Origin of the sequence: Candidatus Devosia phytovorans (assembly GCA_029202405.1) — a bacterium.
In the GTDB taxonomy this organism is placed as follows: domain Bacteria; phylum Pseudomonadota; class Alphaproteobacteria; order Rhizobiales; family Devosiaceae; genus Devosia; species Devosia phytovorans.
Window position 1 is genome coordinate 1,614,666 of record CP119312.1, and the last position, 19,979, is coordinate 1,634,644.

Consider the following 19,979-nt stretch of genomic DNA (forward strand, 5'->3'; position numbering starts at 1 on the left):
AATGGCTGGATGTCAAAGGCCGGATCGAAGCGGCAAATGTGCCAATCTATTGCGGGCTCGGCGTAATCTTAGTTCCATAATATATATTATGCGAATGGCGGATGTAGGTTTGGCGCAGTCGTTGGTGAAGCTTTGGCTGCACATGGACATGGGCTGCAGTCAGCGCGGTCAGACTGCTCCGACCACCACTCCGTCCCCGCGCCGCGATGGCCGGATTTCTCCCTAGACGGATTTCGGGCCAGACGCGCCGGCAAGCGCATGAGCTTCGGCAGGCCCATTTCGGGACCGGCAAAACATCCGTTCTGGGTCACGGATTAAGACTGCGGCCAGCGTTTTGGTGGCCGTCAGCCCGCGGCGCTTACCCGGAAAGATCGGTTTCAATTCAATTGCCGCCGCTGTCCAGACCACGCGCGAAACCATCGCGGACGCTTCTTGGCAAACTGGCCATTCGGTAACGATCCATCCAGCCAGCAGCGTGTTTAGTCTCTGGACGTGGCGGAAATTATTTCTGTCATGGGAGGGATTTGACTGGGAGGGCGGCTCTTGCTCGCTCGATGGATCAGGCTCTGCGGCGGGCCAATTTCAGCACTGATCCAGCGCGATATGCGCCCCTTGCTCACGCGTGCCGCAAGCAGAATCCAGCGCCTGTCTGTGCAATTGTCGAGTGCCTGCCTCCTGCCCGCATTGATCGCGGCCGGCACTGTGCTGCCGGTCACGCCGGCGCAGGCGGCATCGGTTGGTTGCAATGCGGTCAATGCCGGCGGGCTCGATCAGGTCGGCGCGCCGCTGATCGGGGTCAAATCGGTCGCCGGATCGTTCTATGCCGGCGATGTCCTGACCATGACCTTCTCTTCGTCGGCCGCCCTGCCGCTGTCGGTGGTCAATCTGGTCACTACCGGACCGCTCCGCCTCACGACCTCGATTGACCTGCCGCTGCTCGGCACCGGACCCTTTACCCGTGCCTTGACGGTGACGGGAAACGGAGCAACGGGCGCGGAAGCCAGCATTGTGGCGCTGGGCGCCCTGCTGGGTGTGACGATCAATCTGACGGTGCGCTGTGCCGGCGTTGCCGGGCCCACGACGACGACGCTAGCGACGACGACCAATCCGACGGTCGTCGGGCAGCCGGCCGTGTTGACAGCCTCGGTGGCAACGCCGGCGGGGTCCGGGCAGACGCCGAACGGCAATGTCACCTTCACCATCGGCGGCACCAATTACGGGCCGGTGGCACTCGATGCCAGCGGGGTGGCGACCTATTCGACCACCGCCCTGCCCCCGGGCAGCTATGCCGTGAGCGCGGCCTATGCCGGCAATGCCAATTTCGTCGCCAGTTCGGGCACGTTGGCGGCTGCGCAGGTGGTCAACCGGGCCAATACGACGACGAGCGTGACGGCATCATCCAATCCCACCTTCGGCAGCGCGGTGAGCTTTACCGCGACGACGGCAGCGGTCGCGCCGGGCGGCGGCACGCCGACGGGCAATGTCATCTTCACCATCGGCGGCGTCGACCAGAGCCCGGTGGCGCTGAGCAATGGCACAGCGACATTGACGCGATCGAACCTGGCGGCGGGAGCCGTTTCGGTAGCGGCGCGCTATGAGGCCAGTACCGGCTATAATGCCAGTTCGGGCGGGATCAGCGGCGGCATCACGGTGGCGCCGGCAGTAACGACGACCAGCGTGACGCAATCGAGCACCAGTTCGGCCTTTGGCGAGGCGGTCAGCTTCCAGGCGCAGGTTGCCTCGGGTGGCGGACAGCCGACGGGCTCGGTGATCTTTACGGTCGATGGGGTGGCCCGGCCGGCGGTGACGCTGTCCAATGGCGTGGCGTCGGTCAGCCTCACCGACCTTGCCGTGGGCGCCCATACGGTGTCGGCCGCCTACCAGGGCGTGGCGAGTTTTGCGGCCAGCAATGGCGCGCTGTCGGGCGGGCATACTGTCGGTACGCGGCCAACGACGACGACAGTGAGCGGCCCGGGCTCGGTCGTCTTTGGCACCAGCCCCACGATTACCGCAACCGTTGCCGGGGCCGGTGGTCCGCCGACGGGCACGGTGGTCTTTACGGTTGACGGACAGGCGCGGCCTGCGGTGACGCTGTCGTCTGGAACGGCAACGCTGGCGCTGCCGGGGCTCAGTGTCGGCAATCATACGGTTTCGGCAGCATATTCGGGTGCGGCAACCTATGGCGCGAGCACGGGGGCGCTGGCCGGTGGGCAGGCGGTTGCGGCGGCGCCGACCAGCCTGGCCGTGGCCGCTTCGCCGAGCGCGGGGATTTATGGTGGCTCGAGCACGTTTACCGCCTCGGTCACCTCGGCAGCAGGTGTGCCGAGTGGCAATGTGGTGTTTACCGTTGATGGCGTGGCGCAGGCGCCGGTGGCGCTGACGGGCGGAACGGCTTCCATCACCAGCACGGCGCTTTCGGTGGGGACGCATACGGTCAGCGCGAGCTATCAGGGCGTCACCAATTTCCTCGCCAGCAACGGGGCGCTGGCATCGGCCTATAGTGTTGCCCGCGCGACGCCGTCGCTGGCGGTGAGCAGTTCGGCCAATCCGGCGGTCGTCGGACAATCGGTGCAGCTGACGGCCAATGTGACGGCGCTGTCGGGGACGCCGGGTGGCGAGGTGGTGTTCACGGTGGATGGCGTGGCGCGGCCGGCGGTGAGCCTGACCGGCGGCAGCGCCACGATAGCGCTGCCCAACGCGACGGTGGGCGATCACACGGTTTCGTTGCGCTACGGCGGGGATGCCAATTTCGTCGAGCGGACCAGCACGCTGGGTGGCGGGCAGAAGGTCAATCCCGGCAATACCGCGCTGAGTATCACGACGAGCAATGCCAGCGCTGCCTATGGCGTGCTGGTGACGGTAACGGCCAATGTCGCGGCGGCGGCACCGGCTTCGGGCGAGCCGGCTGGACAGGTGGTGTTCCTGGTCGATGGCGTGGCGCGGCCGGGCGTCGCGCTATCGGGCGGGCGGGCGCAGCTGGTGCTCGATACGCTGGCGCCGGGCGCACATGCCATTTCTGCGACCTATCAGGGATCGAGCGATTTCAACGCCAGCACGGCGAGCCTGGCCGGTGGCGTGACGGTGAATGCGGCCGCAACGACTACGACAATTGCGCTTGATGCCGCTGCTATCAGCTATGGGCAGACGGCGCGGGTGACGGCGACGGTGGCGGCAGCATCGGGCCGGCCCGAGGGGCAGATCGTCTATACGATCAATGGCGTGGCGCAGCCGGCCGTGGCGCTGGTCAATGGCGTGGCGGGGCTGGACCTGACCGGGCTGGCGGCGGGGACCTATGTGATTTCGGCGGCCTATGGCGGGTCGGGCAATCATGTCGCCAGTGCATCGGGCACAACGCAGCTTGTGGTGGGTGCGGCGCCGACGCAGCTGGGGCTGGCAGCCAGCGCGCAAAGCGTGCGCTTTGGCGATGCGGTGACCTTGACCGCCACCCTCACGTCCACGGGGGGCACACCGGGTGGATCGGTGGAATTTCTGGCCGGCGGAACGTCGCTGGGGTCGGTGACGCTGGCGGGCGGCAAGGCGGCGTTGACGGTTTCCAACCTGCCGGTGGGCAGCCCGGCGATCACCGCCCGCTATGCAGGCACGGGCAATTTTGCTGCGTCGACCGGGGCGCTGGGCGCGGGATTTGCCGTGACGGGACGCGTGCCAGAGATGACGGTCAGCGTGTCGCCGGTTTCGGCGACCTATGGGCAGACCCTGACGGCGACCATCTCGGTCAGCAGTTCTGTCGGTACGCCGCAAGGTGATGTGGTGCTGACGGTCGGGGAGCGGCAATATCCGGCGGTGCTGAATGGCAGCGGCGTCGCGACGCTGACGCTGTCGGAACTGCCGCCGGGAAGCCATGCCGTCAGCGCGAGTTATGCCGGGCAAACGCCGTTCCTTTCGGCGAGTGCCAGCGCCAATGCGGTGACGATCGCACGGGCGGTGACGGCTCTGGCGCTGGTTGCGGGGACGGATGCAGTGGTGTTCGGCGCGCCAGTGCAGCTGCGCGCCAATCTCAGTTCCGACTTCGGCACGCCGGCGGGCAGCGTGATCTTTACGGTCGACGGGACCGATTATCCGGCCAGCGTTTCGGACGGCAGCGCGGCGGTTTCGATACCCGGCATCCAGGCCGGCCAGCACGGTGTTTCGGCGCGTTATGCCGGGTCGGCGACGCATCTGCCGGCCACGGTAGCGCTGTCTGGCGGGGTGGAGGTGCGCCCTGCCCCGGTTGCACTGAACCTCAGCAGTTCGGCGGCGACGGTGAGTTTTGGCGGCAGCGTCACGATCAGTGCGGTCGTGAGCAGTTCGGCTGGCGGCGTGGCGGGCGACGTCATTTTTAGCGTGGATGGGGCCGACTGGGGCACGGTTGCGGTGGCGGATGGGGCGGCGCAGCTGCGGCTGGGCGGGCTGACCGTGGGCAACCATGCGATTGCGGCGCGTTACGTGCCGAGCGGGAATTTCGAGGCGGTGAGCGCGCAGCTGGCGGGTGGCGTGAGCGTGGTGGCGGCGCCGGTCTCTGTATCGATTACCCCGCCCCAAGGCGCGCTGACAGTGGGCCAGGCGGCGCGGTTTGCGCTGGCCGTGACATCGCCGGGCGGGGTGCCGGGCGGACAGGTCATTGTCGTGGTGGATGGTGTCGAGCAGGCGGCGGTGACGCTGAGCGAAGGCCGGGCGAGCTTTGACTATAGTTTTGCGACGTCCGGCCACCATTCCATCGGGTTGCGCTATTCGGGCAGCGAGAGTTTTGCGGCCGGTGATGGGGTGGTCTCGGGCGGCGTGACGGTGGTCGGGGCGGCCACGACGCTGGCACTTGCGGCGGAGCCCCCGGCTCCGGTCTTTGGCCAGCCGGTGAGCTTCGTGGCGGCACTGAGTTCGGCGGTTGGCACGGCGGGCGGACTGGTCAGTTTCTCGCGCGGCGGCACTGTGATCGGTAGCGCACCGGTGACCGATGGGGTGGCCGGTATTACGGTCAGCGACCTGTCGCCGGGTGCAATCGAGATCACCGCCAGCTATGCCGGCGACGGGGCGCATCTTGGGGCTGTTGCGGCTCTTGGCCTCGAGGTTGCCGATGAGGCGACGACGCTTAGCCTGGGTGCCGAGCCGACGACGATCTATGCCGGTGCGCCGGTTACTTTCACCGCCAATATTGCTTCGCCGGCGGGAGCGGTTCCCGGGTCGGTGGTTTTCGTCATCGACGGGACGGATTATCCAGCCGAAATTTCGGGTGGTGTGGCGCGGCTGACCGTGACTGACCTGCCGGTCGGAACGCCAGCAGTCGCGGCGCGCTATGATGGACGACCCGGATTTGCGACGAGCGAGGCGGATTTGACGGCGCCGCTGACCGTGGCCCCAGCGCCGACGGATATCGTGGTTTCCGGGCAGGCGCCGCGCAGCGTGGCGGGTGAAGCATTCAGCATGCTGCTGTCGGCGACGGGTGGCGTCGCGCCCTATCGTTTTGCGGTGACGGCGGGTGCGCTGCCCGAGGGGTTGAGCCTCGATGCGGCGACGGGCGTGGTGAGCGGGACCCCGGCCACACCGGGCAATTACAGTTTCACCGTCACTGCCAGCGGTGCGGCGGGACTGCCGGGGAACGTGGCGGTTGATCTAACCGTGCTGACGCCGGCGACGCTGTTGGTGCAGGCGCCAGGTGCTGGCGTTTATGGCGAGGCCTACAGTGCAAGTCTTGCGGCCAGTGGCGGCACGGCGCCCTATCAATATGGGGTGAGCGGCAGCCTGCCGACGGGCGTCAGTTTCGATGCGTCGTCGGGGGTGCTGTCCGGCACGCCGCGTAGCCTGGGCACGTTCGATCTGGTGCTGACGGTGAGTGATGCCAATGGCTTCACGCTGACGCGCAATGTTGCGCTGACCATCGCGGCGCCGGCGATCGTGGTCACGGCGGAACTGCCGGCGGGCGGCGCCTTCGTACCCTATTCCGGGCAGATATCGGTCAGCGGGGGCACCGCACCTTATGGCTTTGCCGTGACCAGCGGGGCCCTGCCCGATGGGCTGAGCCTTGATCCCGCAACGGGGGTGATTTCCGGTATGCCGCGCCGGGTGGGTGAGAGCAATTTCACCGTGACGGCAACGGATACCAATGGTTTTGCGGCCAGTATTGCCAGCAGCATCAGCGTTGCACAGGTGTTCACCGTGGTGCTGCCGGAGGCGATTGCCGAGGCCCGCCAGGGACGGCCCTATGGCCAGGCGCTGGCGGCGTCGGGTGGCACGGCGCCCTATCGCTACAGCGTGGCGGATGGCGCCCTGCCGGAGGGGCTGGTCCTCGACGCGGCGACGGGCACGATTTCGGGCACGCCGACGGCGTTCGGCGCGTTTGACTTTACTCTTTCGGCCAGCGACGCCAACGATGTCGCGGGGAGCCGAGCCTATGTGCTTGAGGTTGCCGAGGCGGCAACGCTGATACCGGACACAGATCTCACGCCGGCCGTGGCGGGCGTGGCCTATGAGCAGGTGCTGGGTGTTTCGGGCGGGGTGGGACCATACAGCTTTGCATTGGTGTCGGGTGACCTGCCCGAGGGATTGCAGTTCGATGCCGGCACCGGGACGATTGCCGGCACGCCCAGCGTCGATGGGCAGTTTCCGCTGGTCGTCCAGATCACCGATGCCAACGGAGACACGATCACGCAAGGCTTTGCGGTGGTGGTCGTGGCGCCGGAGATCGGGCTGACGGTGGAGTTTCCTGCAGCGTTGGCGGGCGAGGCTTTCGTGGGTTCCGTCGCCGTGAGCGGCGGCGCGGGGCCGTTCAGCTATGCGCTGACCGGCGCCCTGCCCGCGGGGCTGAGCTTCGATGCCACGAGTGGGGCGATCACCGGTACACCGACGAGCGTGGGCACTTTCCCGATCAGCATCACCGTCACGGATGCCAATGGCTATGAGCAGGCCGTAACGGGCACGATCGCGGTGACGGCGAGCACGACGCTGGCGCTTTCGGCGGGGCAGACGACCATAACGTTTGGCGAGATGGTCGATCTGCGGGCGAAGGTTGGATCCGCGGCAACGGGTTTGGCGGGTAGCGTGGTGTTCAGCGTTGATGGCAGTGATCATGCGCGCGTGGCGCTGGTGGATGGCGCGGCGGAGCTGGCGCTCGCTGGATTGACGGTGGGCAGCCATGTCGTTGCGGCCCGGTTTGAACCGGCGACGGGCTTTGTCGCCTCGAGCGCTGAACTGACGGGACCAGTGCTGGTCGTGGCGGCGCCAGTTTCGGTGTCGATCGCAGGGCCGCAGGGGGACATCACAGCGGGAACGGCTGCACGCTTCTCGGTCAGGGTCTCGTCTTTTGCGGGCGTGCCGACGGGTTCGGTCATTCCTGTGGTGGATGGGGTGGAGCAGCCGGCGGTCGATCTGGTTGATGGCAGGGCAGAGTTTGACCTCGATTTTGCCAGCAAGGGTAGTCACTCGGTCAGCGTGCGCTATGGCGGGAGCGAGAGTTTTGCGGCCGGGCTGGGGACGCTGCAGGGTGGCGTCACGGCCATTGGGGCGGCTTCGGAAATATCGCTGGCGGCAAATCCGGTGGAGCCGGTCTATGGCCAGTCGGTGACGCTGACGGCATCGGTCAGCTCGGCGTCCGGTAGCCCTACGGGGCTGGTGACATTCGTCCGGGACGGCGTGGAGATCGGTAGCGTCGTGCTGACCGGTGGCGTGGCGAGCCTGGAGCTGACCGACCTGCCGCCGGGTGCGAGCCGGATCACCGCCGTCTATGAAGGCGATGCGGTGCGGCTTGGCGCCAGTGCCGAGCTGGTGCTCGATGTCGGTGATGCGGCGACGGCGCTGGAATTTTCGGTTGCGCCCGTGCGGCTCTATGCCGGTGCACCGGTGACGCTGACGGTCAGGCTGTCGTCGGACGCGGGCGCTCCGAGCGGCGTGGTGATCTTTGGTGTGGGTGACCGGATGCAATCGGCGCCCCTCATCAATGGCAGCGCGACGCTGGCCATCACCGACCTTGGCGAGGGCAATTACCCCGTTACGGCGCGCTATGCCGGCCAGCCGGGCTTTGCCGCGAGCGCGGCGTCGCTTGAGGCGGAACTCATTGTCGACCCGGCGCCGAGCGATATCGTCGTCTCTGGCCAGGCACCGCGCAGCGTGGCGGGCGAGCCGCTGGCCATGGTCATTTCGGCCACGGGCGGTGTGGGGCCCTATGGTTTTGCTATCACGAGTGGTGCCTTGCCGGACGGGGTGACGCTGGATGCGGCGACGGGCGCGATTGCCGGTACGCCGGCTTCGGCGGGCATCTACAGTTTCACCGTCACGGCGACGGGCGTGGCAGGTGCTCCGGGCGATGTGACGGTGAACCTGACGGTGCTGGAGCCGGTGGATTTCGTGACCCTGCCGAGGCTGCCGGCGGGCGTGTTTGGTACGGACTATGGCGCTGACCTGGCGGTGTCCGGGGGTACGGCGCCACTGCAGTATGACCTGACCGGGACCCTCCCCGGCGGGTTGGTTTTCGATGCCGAGACGGGGCAACTCACGGGGGTTCCAACGGCGGTTGGCCGGTTTGCGCTGTCGCTGAGCGTCACCGACGCTAATGGGTTCAGCGCGAGCCAGGACTATGTGCTGGAGATTGCTGCGCCTGACATAGTGGTGACCCCGGAGCTGCCGGAGGGTGGAGCTTTCGTGCCCTATGCGGGGCAGATTGCGGTCAGTGGCGGCTCCGGGCCCTATGGTTTCGTCATCAGCGACGGCGCCCTGCCCGAAGGCCTGAGTCTCGACAGCGAAACCGGGGCCATCAGTGGTACTCCGCGCGCGGTGGGCGAATACGGTTTCACGGTGACAGCCACCGACGCCAATGGTTTTGGCGCCAGCTTGCCCGTCAGCATCAGCGTGGTTAAGGTGTTCACCGTCATCCTGCCGGACGGGTTGGCCGGTGGTCGCCAGCTCCAGCCCTATGGTCAATCGCTCGCGGCCACGGGCGGCACGGCCCCCTATGGCTATGGGATCAGCGATGGCGCGCTGGCGGATAGGTTGAGCCTGGACCCGAGCACGGGTGTTGTTACGGGCACGCCGACCGCCACGGGGGTTTTCGAGTTCAGCGTAACCGCCACGGATGCCAATGGCGTCAGCGCCACCCGGGCCTATGCTCTCAATATTGTCGAAGCCGCCACGCTGGTGATCGTCAACGCTCTTGCGCCGGCCACGGCGGGGATTCCCTATAGTCAGGAACTTTCGGTCACCGGCGGCGTCGCGCCTTACCGGTTTGTGCTGATTTCGGGCAGCCTGCCGGATGGGCTGAGCTTTGATTCTGGATCAGGCACGATTTCCGGAACAGCGACGGAGGACGGGAGCTTTCCGCTGGTTATCCAGGTCAGCGATGGCAATGGCGACAGCGCCACGCATGGCGTTGTGGTGAGCGTTGCAGCGCCCGAGATCGTGCTGTCGCTCGATGTGCCACAGGCGCGGGCGGGCGAAGCCTTTGTGACGACGGTCGTGGTCTCCGGAGGCGCCCTGCCCCTGCGCTTCACCCTCGACGGCACCCTTCCCCAGGGCTTGAGTTTCAATGCCGTGACCGGCGCCATTTCGGGAACGCCACTGGGCACGGGCAATTTCCCGATCAGCATCACGGCGCAGGATGCGAATGGATATGAGCAGTCGGCCGCCGCGGTGATTTCACTGAGCGCGGCGACGACGCTGTCATTGTCCACCAGCATGACTTCAGTAACCTTCGGCAGCAGCGCCGTGGTGCAGGCCCAGGTCAGTTCGACGGCACCGGGCGTGTCGGGAACGGTCATCTTTGCCGTGGATGGCGTGGATCATGCCAGCGTTCCGGTCAGCGACGGCGTGGCGCAGATCGACCTGCAGGCACTGACGGTGGGTCCGCATGAGGTTACCGCCCGCTTCGAGTCGGCCGATGGCTATGACAGCGCCAGCGCCGCGCTTTCCGGCGGCATTACCGTTACGTCCGCACTGGTTGTGGTGAGCCTGTCTGGCCCGGCCGGCGAAGCTGTCGTTGGCGCGAGCGTGCCATTCATGGTGACGGTCAATTCACTGGCGGGTCCACCCGGCGGAGTGATCATTCCGGTGGTGGATGGGGTGGATCAGCCCGGCGTTGCATTGGTCGACAGCGTGGCAGCGTTCGAGCATGTGTTCACCACCTCTGGCCCGCATACAGTGGCAGTGCGCTATCCGGGCAGCGAGAGTTTCGCGGCGGGATCTGCGTCGCTTGGCGGCGGGCTTCTGGTCACAGGCGCCAGTACCAGCATGTCGCTTTCGGCCAGCCCTGCGACGCCGGTTTTCGGCGCGCCGGTGACTATCACGGCGACGGTTGATGCCGGTTTTGGCACGCCGGGCGGGCTGGTGCTGTTCACACGGGACGGCGTCGGGATTGGCAGCGTGCCGCTGAGCGATGGCAGAGCCAGTCTGGTGGTCAGTGACCTGCCAGCCGGTTCGTCGTCCATCACCGCCAGCTATGTCGGGGACACGGCCAATGCGGGTGCATCGGCGCAGATCGACCTGGTTCTCGGTAATGCTGCCACGGCGCTGGCGCTGACGGCCAATCCAACGCGACTTTATGCCGGCATGCCGGTCAGTTTCAGCGCCACGCTGACGACGGACGCAGGGGCGGTCACGGGCTCGGTGGTGTTCAGCATCGGGGGCAGTGAATATCCCGCCGCGTTGAACGGCAATAATGCCTCGCTGACGCTGAGCAATCTGGCGCAAGGCAGCTATCCGATCGCGGTGCGCTTCGATGGTGCGCCGGGCTTTGCGGCCAGCCAGGCGACGCTGGCCAGTGCGATCGTGGTGGAGCCGGCGCCGAGCGATATCGTCGTCCATGCCGGCGTGCCGCGCAGCGTGGCCGGGGAGCCCCTGGCGATCGCGGTTTCGGCGACGGGCGGTATCGGCCCCTATAGCTTTGCCGTGACAGAGGGTAGCCTGCCGGACGGGCTGACGATCAATGCCGACACCGGCAGCATCACCGGCACGCCCGCCGCGGCTGGACGGTATGGTTTTACCGTGACCGGATCGGGCCAGGCGGGGCGCCGGGCGGTGTCGACATCGACCTGCTGGTGCTGGAGCCGGCGACGCTGACCGTGCCTGGCACGCTCGAAGCAGCCACGTTTGGCGCGGATTATCAGGCAAGTCTCGCCGCGAGCGGCGGGACGGAACCCTATCAGTATGCAGTGAGTGGCACCCTGCCCGCAGGCGTGGAATTTGATCCGGTGACCGGTGTGCTGTCGGGTGTGCCGCGTGTACTGGGGACGTTCCCGCTGACGCTGAGCATTGTGGATACCAATGGTTTTTCGCTGGTGCAGGCAGTTGAGCTGGTGGTGGCGGCGCCCGACATTTCGGCTGTGGCGGACCTGCCGGACGGCGGGGCATTTGTGCCTTACAGTGGTCAGGTGACCGCTTCGGGCGGGACGGCGCCCTATAGCTTTGCGGTCAGCAGCGGTGCCTTGCCACTCGGCCTAAGCCTTGACCCGGAGACCGGCAGCATCACCGGCACGCCGCGCGTGGTGAGCGAGGCAAGTTTTGCGGTGACGGTCACCGATGCCGATGGCTTTAGCGTGAGCGTTCCGCTGCGTTTCAGGGTGGCGCAGGTGTTCTCGATCACGCTGCCGGCGGATCTGGCCACGGCGCGACAGTTCCAGCCCTATGGGCAGGTGCTGGCGGCAGCGGGTGGCACGGCGCCCTATGCCTATGCTGTGTCGGACGGAGCCTTGCCGGAGGGGCTTGTGCTGGATGAGGCGACCGGCACGATTTCCGGCACGCCAAGCCTTTCGGGAGATTTCGCCTTTGCGCTGACGGCGACGGATGCCAATGGGGTTGGCGGGTCGGTGAGCTATCGTCTCGTGGTGGCCCAGGCTGCCGATCTGGTGATCGACGAAACCCTCGCACCGGCTGTTGCCGGCGAGGCCTATGATCAGGCTCTGGTGCTGGATGGCGGGACGGCGCCCTATCGTTTCACGCTGGTTTCGGGCGCCCTGCCGGAGGGGCTGTCCTTCGATCCGAGCACGGGGCGGATTTCCGGTACGGCCAGCGAAGACGGCAATTTCCCGCTGGCGATCCGCATCACCGACAGCAATGGCGACAGTGCGACGCGGACGGTGGTGCTCACTGTCGAGGCGCCGGAGATTGGCGTGGTCCTCGAACTGCCTGCGGTTGTCGCCGGGTCGTCCTTTGCCGGTTCGGTGCAGGTTACCGGTGGTGCGGGCCCATTGCAGTTCGCGTTGAGCGGTGGGCTGCCAGACGGGCTGGTCTTTGACGAGGCCACGGGAGCGATTTCCGGGACGCCGGTTGAGGCTGGCGCCTTCCCGTTCACCATCACGGTCACGGATGCCAATGGCTATGTGCAGAGCGCTATGGGAAGCATTGTCGTTACGGCAGAGACGGCGCTTTCGCTGTCGGCCAGTCGCGCCGAGATCAGGTTTGGCGAGAGTGTCGAACTGGCGGCGACGGTCAGCAGCGCGGCCAAAGGGGTCGCGGGCCGTGTGATCTTTGCGATCGATGGCGTGGAGCGTGCCGGGGTGCCGTTGGTCAATGGCGTGGCGCTGCTGAGCCTCGATGGTTTGACGGTGGGTCCGCACAACGCAAGTGCGCGGTTTGAGCCGGCGGAGGGTTTCGTCGGGTCGTCGGCCGAGCTGGCCGGGGGCCTTTCGGTTGTTGCCGCGGATTCGGCCGTCGCCGCCGTCGGGCCGGCTGGCGAAGTGGCGGTTGGCGCGCCGGCGCAGTTTGTCGTGTCGGTGAGTTCCGAGGGTGGTTTCCCGCAGGGCGAGGTTGTTCCGATAGTGGACGGAATTGAACTGGCGCCGGTCGTGCTGGTCGATGGGCAGGCCGCGTTCGAGCATGTCTTTGTCACGGCGGGCAGTCATGCAGTGTCGGTGCGCTATGCGGGCAGCGACAGTTTTGCGGCAGGGATTGGCGTGGTCGAGGGTGGTATCACGGTGTTCGGTGCGGCATCGGAGCTGACCCTTTCGGCCAGCCCGGTGGCACCGGTGTTTGGACAGCCGGTGGTTGTCACCGCCAATGTCAGTTCCAGTTTCGGGGTGCCGGGCGGCCATGTGATGTTTTCGCGCGCTGGCGCCGAGATCGCCACGGTTCCCCTGGTCGACGGGGTGGCGAGCGTGACGCTCACGGATTTGCCAGCGGGTCTCAGCAGCGTAGACGTCAGCTACCAGGGTGATGCGGCGCGACTTGCAGCGGCGGCGCAGATCGAGATCAGCAATGGCGACAGCGTCACGACGCTCGGGCTGTCAGCGGACCCGGCACGGATTTACGAAGGCGCGTCCGTTACACTGACGGCAACGATCGGCTCCGGGGCTGGCCCGGTAACCGGCTCCATGGTCTTTACTGTCGGCGAGGTGGACTACCCTGCGTCGATCACTGGTGGTGTCGCTTCGGTGACACTCGATGAACTTGCTGTGGGCAGCTATCCTGTGGCGGTGCGCTTTTCAGGGCTACCGGGATTTGCGGCAAGCGAGGCCGTGCTGGCAAGTGATTTTGTGGTCGAGCCAGCGCCCAGCGATATCGTGGTTTCGGCGCAGGTGCCGCGCAGCGTGGCAGGCGAGAGCGTGGTCATTCCATTGTCCGTCGCAGGTGGCGTGGACCCCTATGTGTTCAGCGTCGCCGGGGACCTGCCGGATGGGTTGAGCCTTGATCCGGCGACGGGCACTATCTCTGGCACGCCGTCGCAGGCGGGAACTTTAGACTTTACCGTCACGGCAACCGGCAGTGCGGGTGCGCCGGGCAGCGTTGCCATCAATCTTTTGGTGTTGGCACCGGCGGAGATCGTGGTTTCGACGGGTCTCGATGCGGTAACCTTTGGCGCGGTGTTCGAGGCTGATCTGTCGGCCAGTGGTGGTACGGCGCCATATAGCTATCAGTTGAGCGGCAACCTGCCCGATGGGGTGAGTTTCGATGTGCAGACGGGCAGGCTTTCGGGCACGCCGACGGCACTGGGGCAGTTTGATCTGACGCTCATCATCAAGGATGCCAATGGCTTTGTGCTGGAACAAGCATTGGTGCTGAGCGTCGTGGCGCCGGTGGTGACGGTCAGCGCGGAGCTGCCCGAGGCGGGGGCCTTTGTGCCCTATAGCGGGCAGGTCAGCGTGACGGGTGGCAGTGCGCCCTACGGCTTTGCGGTGACCAGCGGCGCCCTGCCCGACGGGTTGAGCCTTGATCCGCAGAGCGGCCTCATCTCCGGCACGCCGCGCGTTGTTGCCGAGGCGGAATTCACCGTGACGGCGACCGATGCCAATGGGTTTTCTGCCAGCCTGCCGATCAGCCTGGCCGTGGCGCAGGTGTTTACGGTGACCCTGCCGCAGGAACTCGCCGATGGCCGGCAGGCGCAGCCCTATGGGCAGACGCTGGCGGCGAGCGGCGGCACAGCTCCCTATAGCTATGCCATCACTGGCGGTGCGCTGCCGGCGGGGCTGGAACTGGATCCGCAGACCGGTGCAATTTCCGGCACGCCTGTCGATGGCGGCAGCTCTGCGTTCAGCCTCACGGCCAGCGACGCCAATGGTGTTTCCGGCACGGCGGACTATGTGCTGGTCGTGGCGCAGGCGGCGACGCTCGTGCCCGAGACTGCGCTGGAGAGCCCGGTTGCCGGGACGCCCTATCGCCAGGTGCTTGCGGTTTCAGGCGGGCGAAGCCCCTATCGCTTTGCGCTGGTATCGGGTGCGCTGCCGGCGGGCATGACGTTTGATGCGGCCAGCGGCACGATTGCCGGCACGCCCACGGAGGCCGGTGTCTTCGGCTTTGTCATTGCCATCAGCGATGCCGAAGGCGACAGCGTGACTCAGAGTTTTGTGCTCGATGTGGAGGCGCCCAGCGTGACCGTGGTGCTCGACCTTCCGCAGGCCGGCAGCAATGCGCCCTTCCAGGGGACGGTCCTTGTGAGTGGCGGGGCGCAGCCGTTCCAGTTTGCCCTTTCGGGTGCCCTGCCCGCCGGCCTGACCTTTGATCCGCAAAGCGGCGGCATTTCCGGGACGCCGACCGAGGCAGGGTCATTCCCGATCAGCATTATCGCGACTGATGCCAATGGTTTCTCGCAGAGTGCGGACGGGGTCATTACGGTGGAGGATACGGCGCCGCCCGTGGTGCTGGAGGTTGGCGAGATCGACCAGGAGGCCAGCTATGATGATGGCTATGTCCAGACCATCAGCGTCACGGGTGGCACGGCGCCTTATGCGTTCAGCGTCGCTGCCGGAGCGCTGCCGGAAGGTTTGACGCTCGATTCCTCGACAGGCGTGATTTCCGGCACGCCGCGGGAAACGGGGCGCTTCAGCGTGATCGTTGACGTCACGGACAGTGCCGGCCGGCGTGTGCAGCGCAGCTTTGCGCTGCAGGTCAGCGCACCGGCGTTCGTGCCTCAGTTCCCCGCTGCCGTTCCACCTGCGACCGGCAGCGAGGCTTATTCGGGTAGCGTGGCGGTTACAGGACCGGGACCCCTTAGCTATGCCGTCACAGAGGGGGCGCTGCCGCCGGGCCTGACACTTGATCCGGCAACGGGCGCGCTGTCCGGCACGCCCAGCGCGGCGGGGCGTTTCGCTTTCGAGATCACGGCTACCGACGTGCATCAGCAAAGTGCCAGTGCCGACTATAGCCTGGTGGTCAGCGCGCCCGAATTCGCGATCGAGGGCGCGCTGCCCGATGCGATGGGTGGCGCCGACTATGGTGCGACGCTGCTGCCCAGTGGTGGCCGGGCGCCCTATCGGTTGGTGCTGACATCGCCACTGCCGGGTGGGTTGCAGTTCGATACGGCCACTGGGCAATTGAGTGGCACGCCGACCGTGGCCGGGACGTTCGAGATTACCCTGGAGGTCACCGATGCCAGTGGCTTCGTCAATACAGTCAGCGTGCCGCTGTCGATTGCGGCCCCTGCGATCGCATTCGATGGCAGCTTGCCGGCCGCGCGGGTCGGTACGGGCTTCCTGTTCACGCCGGCGGTGTCAGGCGGCAGTCCCGACTATCGCTTTGCCGTGGTGGCGGGTGCCCTTCCATCCGGGCTGACCCTTGATCCGGCCACGGGCAGCATTTCAGGCACGTCGACGCTCGAAGAAATCGCTGGCTTTACGCTCGCCGTGACCGACAGCAATGGCTTCTCGGCCGAGCGGACTTTCTCGCTTGCGGTCGCCAGCAATCTGGGCAGTGCCACTCTGCCGGCCAGCGTGAGCGATGGGCAGGTCGGAATGACTTACGTGGGCAGCGTTGCGGCCAGCGGCGGCGAAGGGCTGCGTTATGCGATTTCGTCTGGTGCGCTGCCGGATGGATTGACGCTCGATGCTGCGACCGGGGCGATTTCGGGCACGCCCGAACAGGCGGGGACGGCTCTCTTTACCGTCACGGCAACCGATGGCGACGGGCGGCTCAATGCACAGAGCTATGTGATGGCGGTGGCCGAGCCGGCGATGATCATCGACAATGGCTTCCCGCCGGGCACGATCGGGCAAAGCTATAGCGATGGCATTGCGGTCAGCGGTGGCATCGCGCCCTATCGCTTCACCCTGTCCAATGCGCCGCGCGACCTGACGATCGATCCGCAGACTGGCGTCGTCAGCGGGTTGCCGCGGGAAACCGGCAGTTTCGATGTGGTGATCACGGTGGTGGATGCAGCCGGGCACACCTCCCGGCAGGCCAGCACGCTGACCGTGCAGCGTCGCGCACTGGCTCTGGTGCTGCGCGACATCGATCCGAGTGGCTGGACCGGCGAGGACTATGACTCGAGCATCGCAGCGACCAATGGCGTCGGAACGGTGACCTATGAAATCGTCGACGGCGAATTGCCCGATGGGGTGACGATGACACCCGATGGCGCGCTGGTCGGGTCGCCGCGGCGGGTCGGACGCTGGGCCTTCACCGTTCGGGCAACGGATTCCGAGGGCAATACGGGCACCCGGGCCTATTCGATGGAGACCGCCGAAAGTCCGGAGGCGCCGTCAGACCTCGACATCGACGTAGTGCTGCGGCCGCCCGTCGCCGCGATTGGCAATACGGTACGCGTGGAAGTGACGGTCAGCAATGGAGGCGAAGCTGCCACCAGTGGCTCGGTCAGCCTGCGCGATGCCGGCAGCGGCGAGATCGTCGACAGCACGCTGATCGGCAGTTCCGGCACGGCCACATTCACGCTGATCGCCGAGACGGCCGGCGACCGGAGTTTCGTGGTGGATTATAGCGGCTCGCCCGAGATTGCGGCGGGCAGCAGCGATCCGGTGACGCTGACCACCAATGCGGCCGAAACCGCGCTGTCGCTGAGCGCAGACCCGGACAGCCCGGCTGGTGACGAGACGACGACGCTTTCGGCGCGGGTCGACCGCGTGGCGCCGGCCATGGGCCTGGTTGGGTCGGGCAATGTGGTGTTCTCTCTCGACGGAGCGGAGATAGCGACCGTTCCAGTCAGCAACGGGGTGGCGACGACCACCGTCACGCTGCGGCCGGGTAGCAGGGACATCTCGGCGCGTTTCGAGCCGGATGATGGCAATGACCTGCCCAGCGAAGACGCATTGTCGGTCAGCGTCAGCGGAACGGCGAGCGTGACGCTTTCGGGACCGCAGGGCCCGGTGCCCTTCCAGACGCCGCTGACCTATACCGCGACCGTCGCGGCCAGCCCGGATGGCGACACGGCGCCGACGGGGACCGTGGTCTTCGTGGTCGATGGTGCCGATGCCGGCAGCGCCTCGCTGAGCAATGGTTCGGCCAGCCTGACGCTCGACCCGCTCCCCGCCGGACCGCATCAGGTGAGCGCGCGCTATGAGGGTGATGGCGTCTATGGCACCGCGTCGTCGCAGCCGGTCAGCGTGGTGATCGAGCCTGAAGTGCTGGCGCCACAGGCCAGCACCACGGCGCTCTCGCCCAACACTGCCACGCCGGTGGTCGGCGATGCGGTGACGCTGACGGCCATGGTGACCGGTAGCCAGGCGCTGCGCCCAACGGGCACTGTGCGCTTCATCGACCAGACGACAGGCACGGGCATCGGCACCGGCACGCTGAACGGCGACGGCCAGGCGACGCTGCTGCACCGCTTCACCACGGCCGACACCCGCACCATTTCCGCAGAATATCTGGGCGATGCCTCCAATCTGCCCAGCCGCGACCAGATCGTCTTCAACGTCGTGCCCAGCCCGACCCAGATCAGCCTGACGGCAGGTTCGGATACGGTCAGTCCGGAAGGCACAACCGCGCTTACGGCCGCTTTCAGTCGCATGCCGGATGGCCGCGGTCCGCCGCGAGTGGAAGTGATCGAATTCCGCGCCGACAATGTGGTCTTTGCCAGCGTGCCGGTGGATGGGCAGAGCGAAGTGACCGTGGAAAGTCCGCCCATCGGGATGACCACCGAATTTACCGCGGCGCTGGTGCCCGAGGATGCTGCGCGCACCGACCTGCCCAGCACGTCGGCGCCAGTGCTGGTCGGCATCGATGCAGTGGCGCTCGACCCGACGACGACCGTGCTGACTATCGCGCCCAATCCCAGCCAGCAGGGCGATCCGGTGACGCTTTCGGCCCAGGTGAATGGTACGGCAGGTCCGGCCGAAGGCAGCGTGCGCTTCGTGCAGGGACCCAATGTGCTGGGCACGGAGCCATTGGTGGGTGGGGTCGCGACGCTGACGGTGTCCACCTTGCCGCCGGGCACGTCGGCGATCACGGCGCAGTTCCTGGCCAATGCGACCTATGACACCAGCACCGATACCGGTACGGCAACGGTTACGCTTCCGCCTGGCATGGCCTATCTGACCATCTCGGGTTCGGCACAGCCCAATGTCGTTGCCGGGGCTGGACAGCCGGTGTCACTGACCTTCCAGATCGGCGCCGTGGGCGGCACGGTCAACAACATCGCCCTGTCGATACCCGGCGCGACGGGCATCTCCTGCCCTGCCGTGACGCTGGCCGATGGCGCGACCATGCAGTGCACGGCCACCTATGTCACGAGCTTCAGCGACGTGGGCCAGGGCAATCTGTCCATCACGGCGACCGTGACCGGCGATGGCGTCGAGCCGGCTTCGACGACGATCAGTGTGGCGTCGCGAGTCGATGAAGTGGTCGAGACATTCGAGGACCTGACCAACCAGTTCATTTCGGCCCGTGCCCGCATGGTGACGGGGATCGCCCTGCCCAATGTGTTCGACCGGCGCATCGCCCCGAGCGGCAACCGGCTCGGCTCGGTCAATGCACAGGGCAGCAGCACCGGCCAGACCTTCCAGTTTGCCACCAGCCTCGAGCAGTGGCGCGGCTTTGCCAACAGTTCGCCCGATGGTGGACCCATGGTGCCGCTCGAAGCCTCGCCCTTCAATGCCTGGGTGGATGTGCGGCTGGCGCTGCAGGGGTCGCAGGATGACGAACAGCAGTGGAGCCGGCTTGCCGTGGCGGCGGCGGGCGTCGACCTGCTGGTCAATGACAACCTGCTGATCGGCGTCGCGGCGCAGGGCGACTGGATGGTGGACAGTGCGGCCGGGTCAGAATTTTCCGGCGTGGGTTATCTGATCGGGCCTTATGCCTCGATCGGACTGGCGGAGAACCTGTCGCTCGACCTGGCGCTGTTTTATGGCCAGTCCTTCAACGAGGCGCGCGCCGATATCGGCGGTGTTACCTATCTCGGATCGTTCGAGACCGACCGCCTGCTGGCGTCGGCGGGGCTGAGCGGCTTCTACGAGCTGGATGAGTTCATCCTGCGCCCGAGCGCGACCTTCTTCCTGTCGTCGGAACGCTCCGACGCCTATGTGGTCAGCGATGCCGATGGCAATTCCGTGCCGATCCCGTCGCAGGAAATCCTTGACCTGCAGCTGCGTGGCGGCCTCACCATTGAGCGCACGATCGAGCTGGACGATGGGGCCAAGCTCACGCCCATGGTCGGGCTCAATCTTTCCTACGGCGGCACGCTGGGCGAGAGCGGGTTCGACGATCGCCTGACCGGCGGGGTAATGGCGGGCCTGCTCTATGACAATGGCAATTTCAGCGCCAAGGGCTCCATCGAGGCCGAGTTCGGCGCCGATGGATTTGAAGGCGCCACCGGGCGCATCACGATCAGCGGCAAGTTCTAG

The 19,979-nt window shown here is 66.5% G+C and carries 2 protein-coding genes; both read left to right on the plus strand.

The features are described from left to right. The first annotated feature begins 612 nt into the window (after nt 1-612). Nucleotides 613-11,034: an Ig-like domain repeat protein gene (locus P0Y65_08150; GenBank protein WEK06205.1), complete on the plus strand. Its 10,422-nt coding sequence runs from the start codon at nt 613-615 to the stop codon at nt 11,032-11,034. Then, on the plus strand, nt 11,013-19,979 hold the full coding sequence (locus P0Y65_08155) for a putative Ig domain-containing protein (protein ID WEK06206.1): 8,967 nt from the start codon (nt 11,013-11,015) through the stop codon (nt 19,977-19,979). The genes P0Y65_08150 and P0Y65_08155 overlap by 22 nt, the downstream gene beginning before the upstream one ends.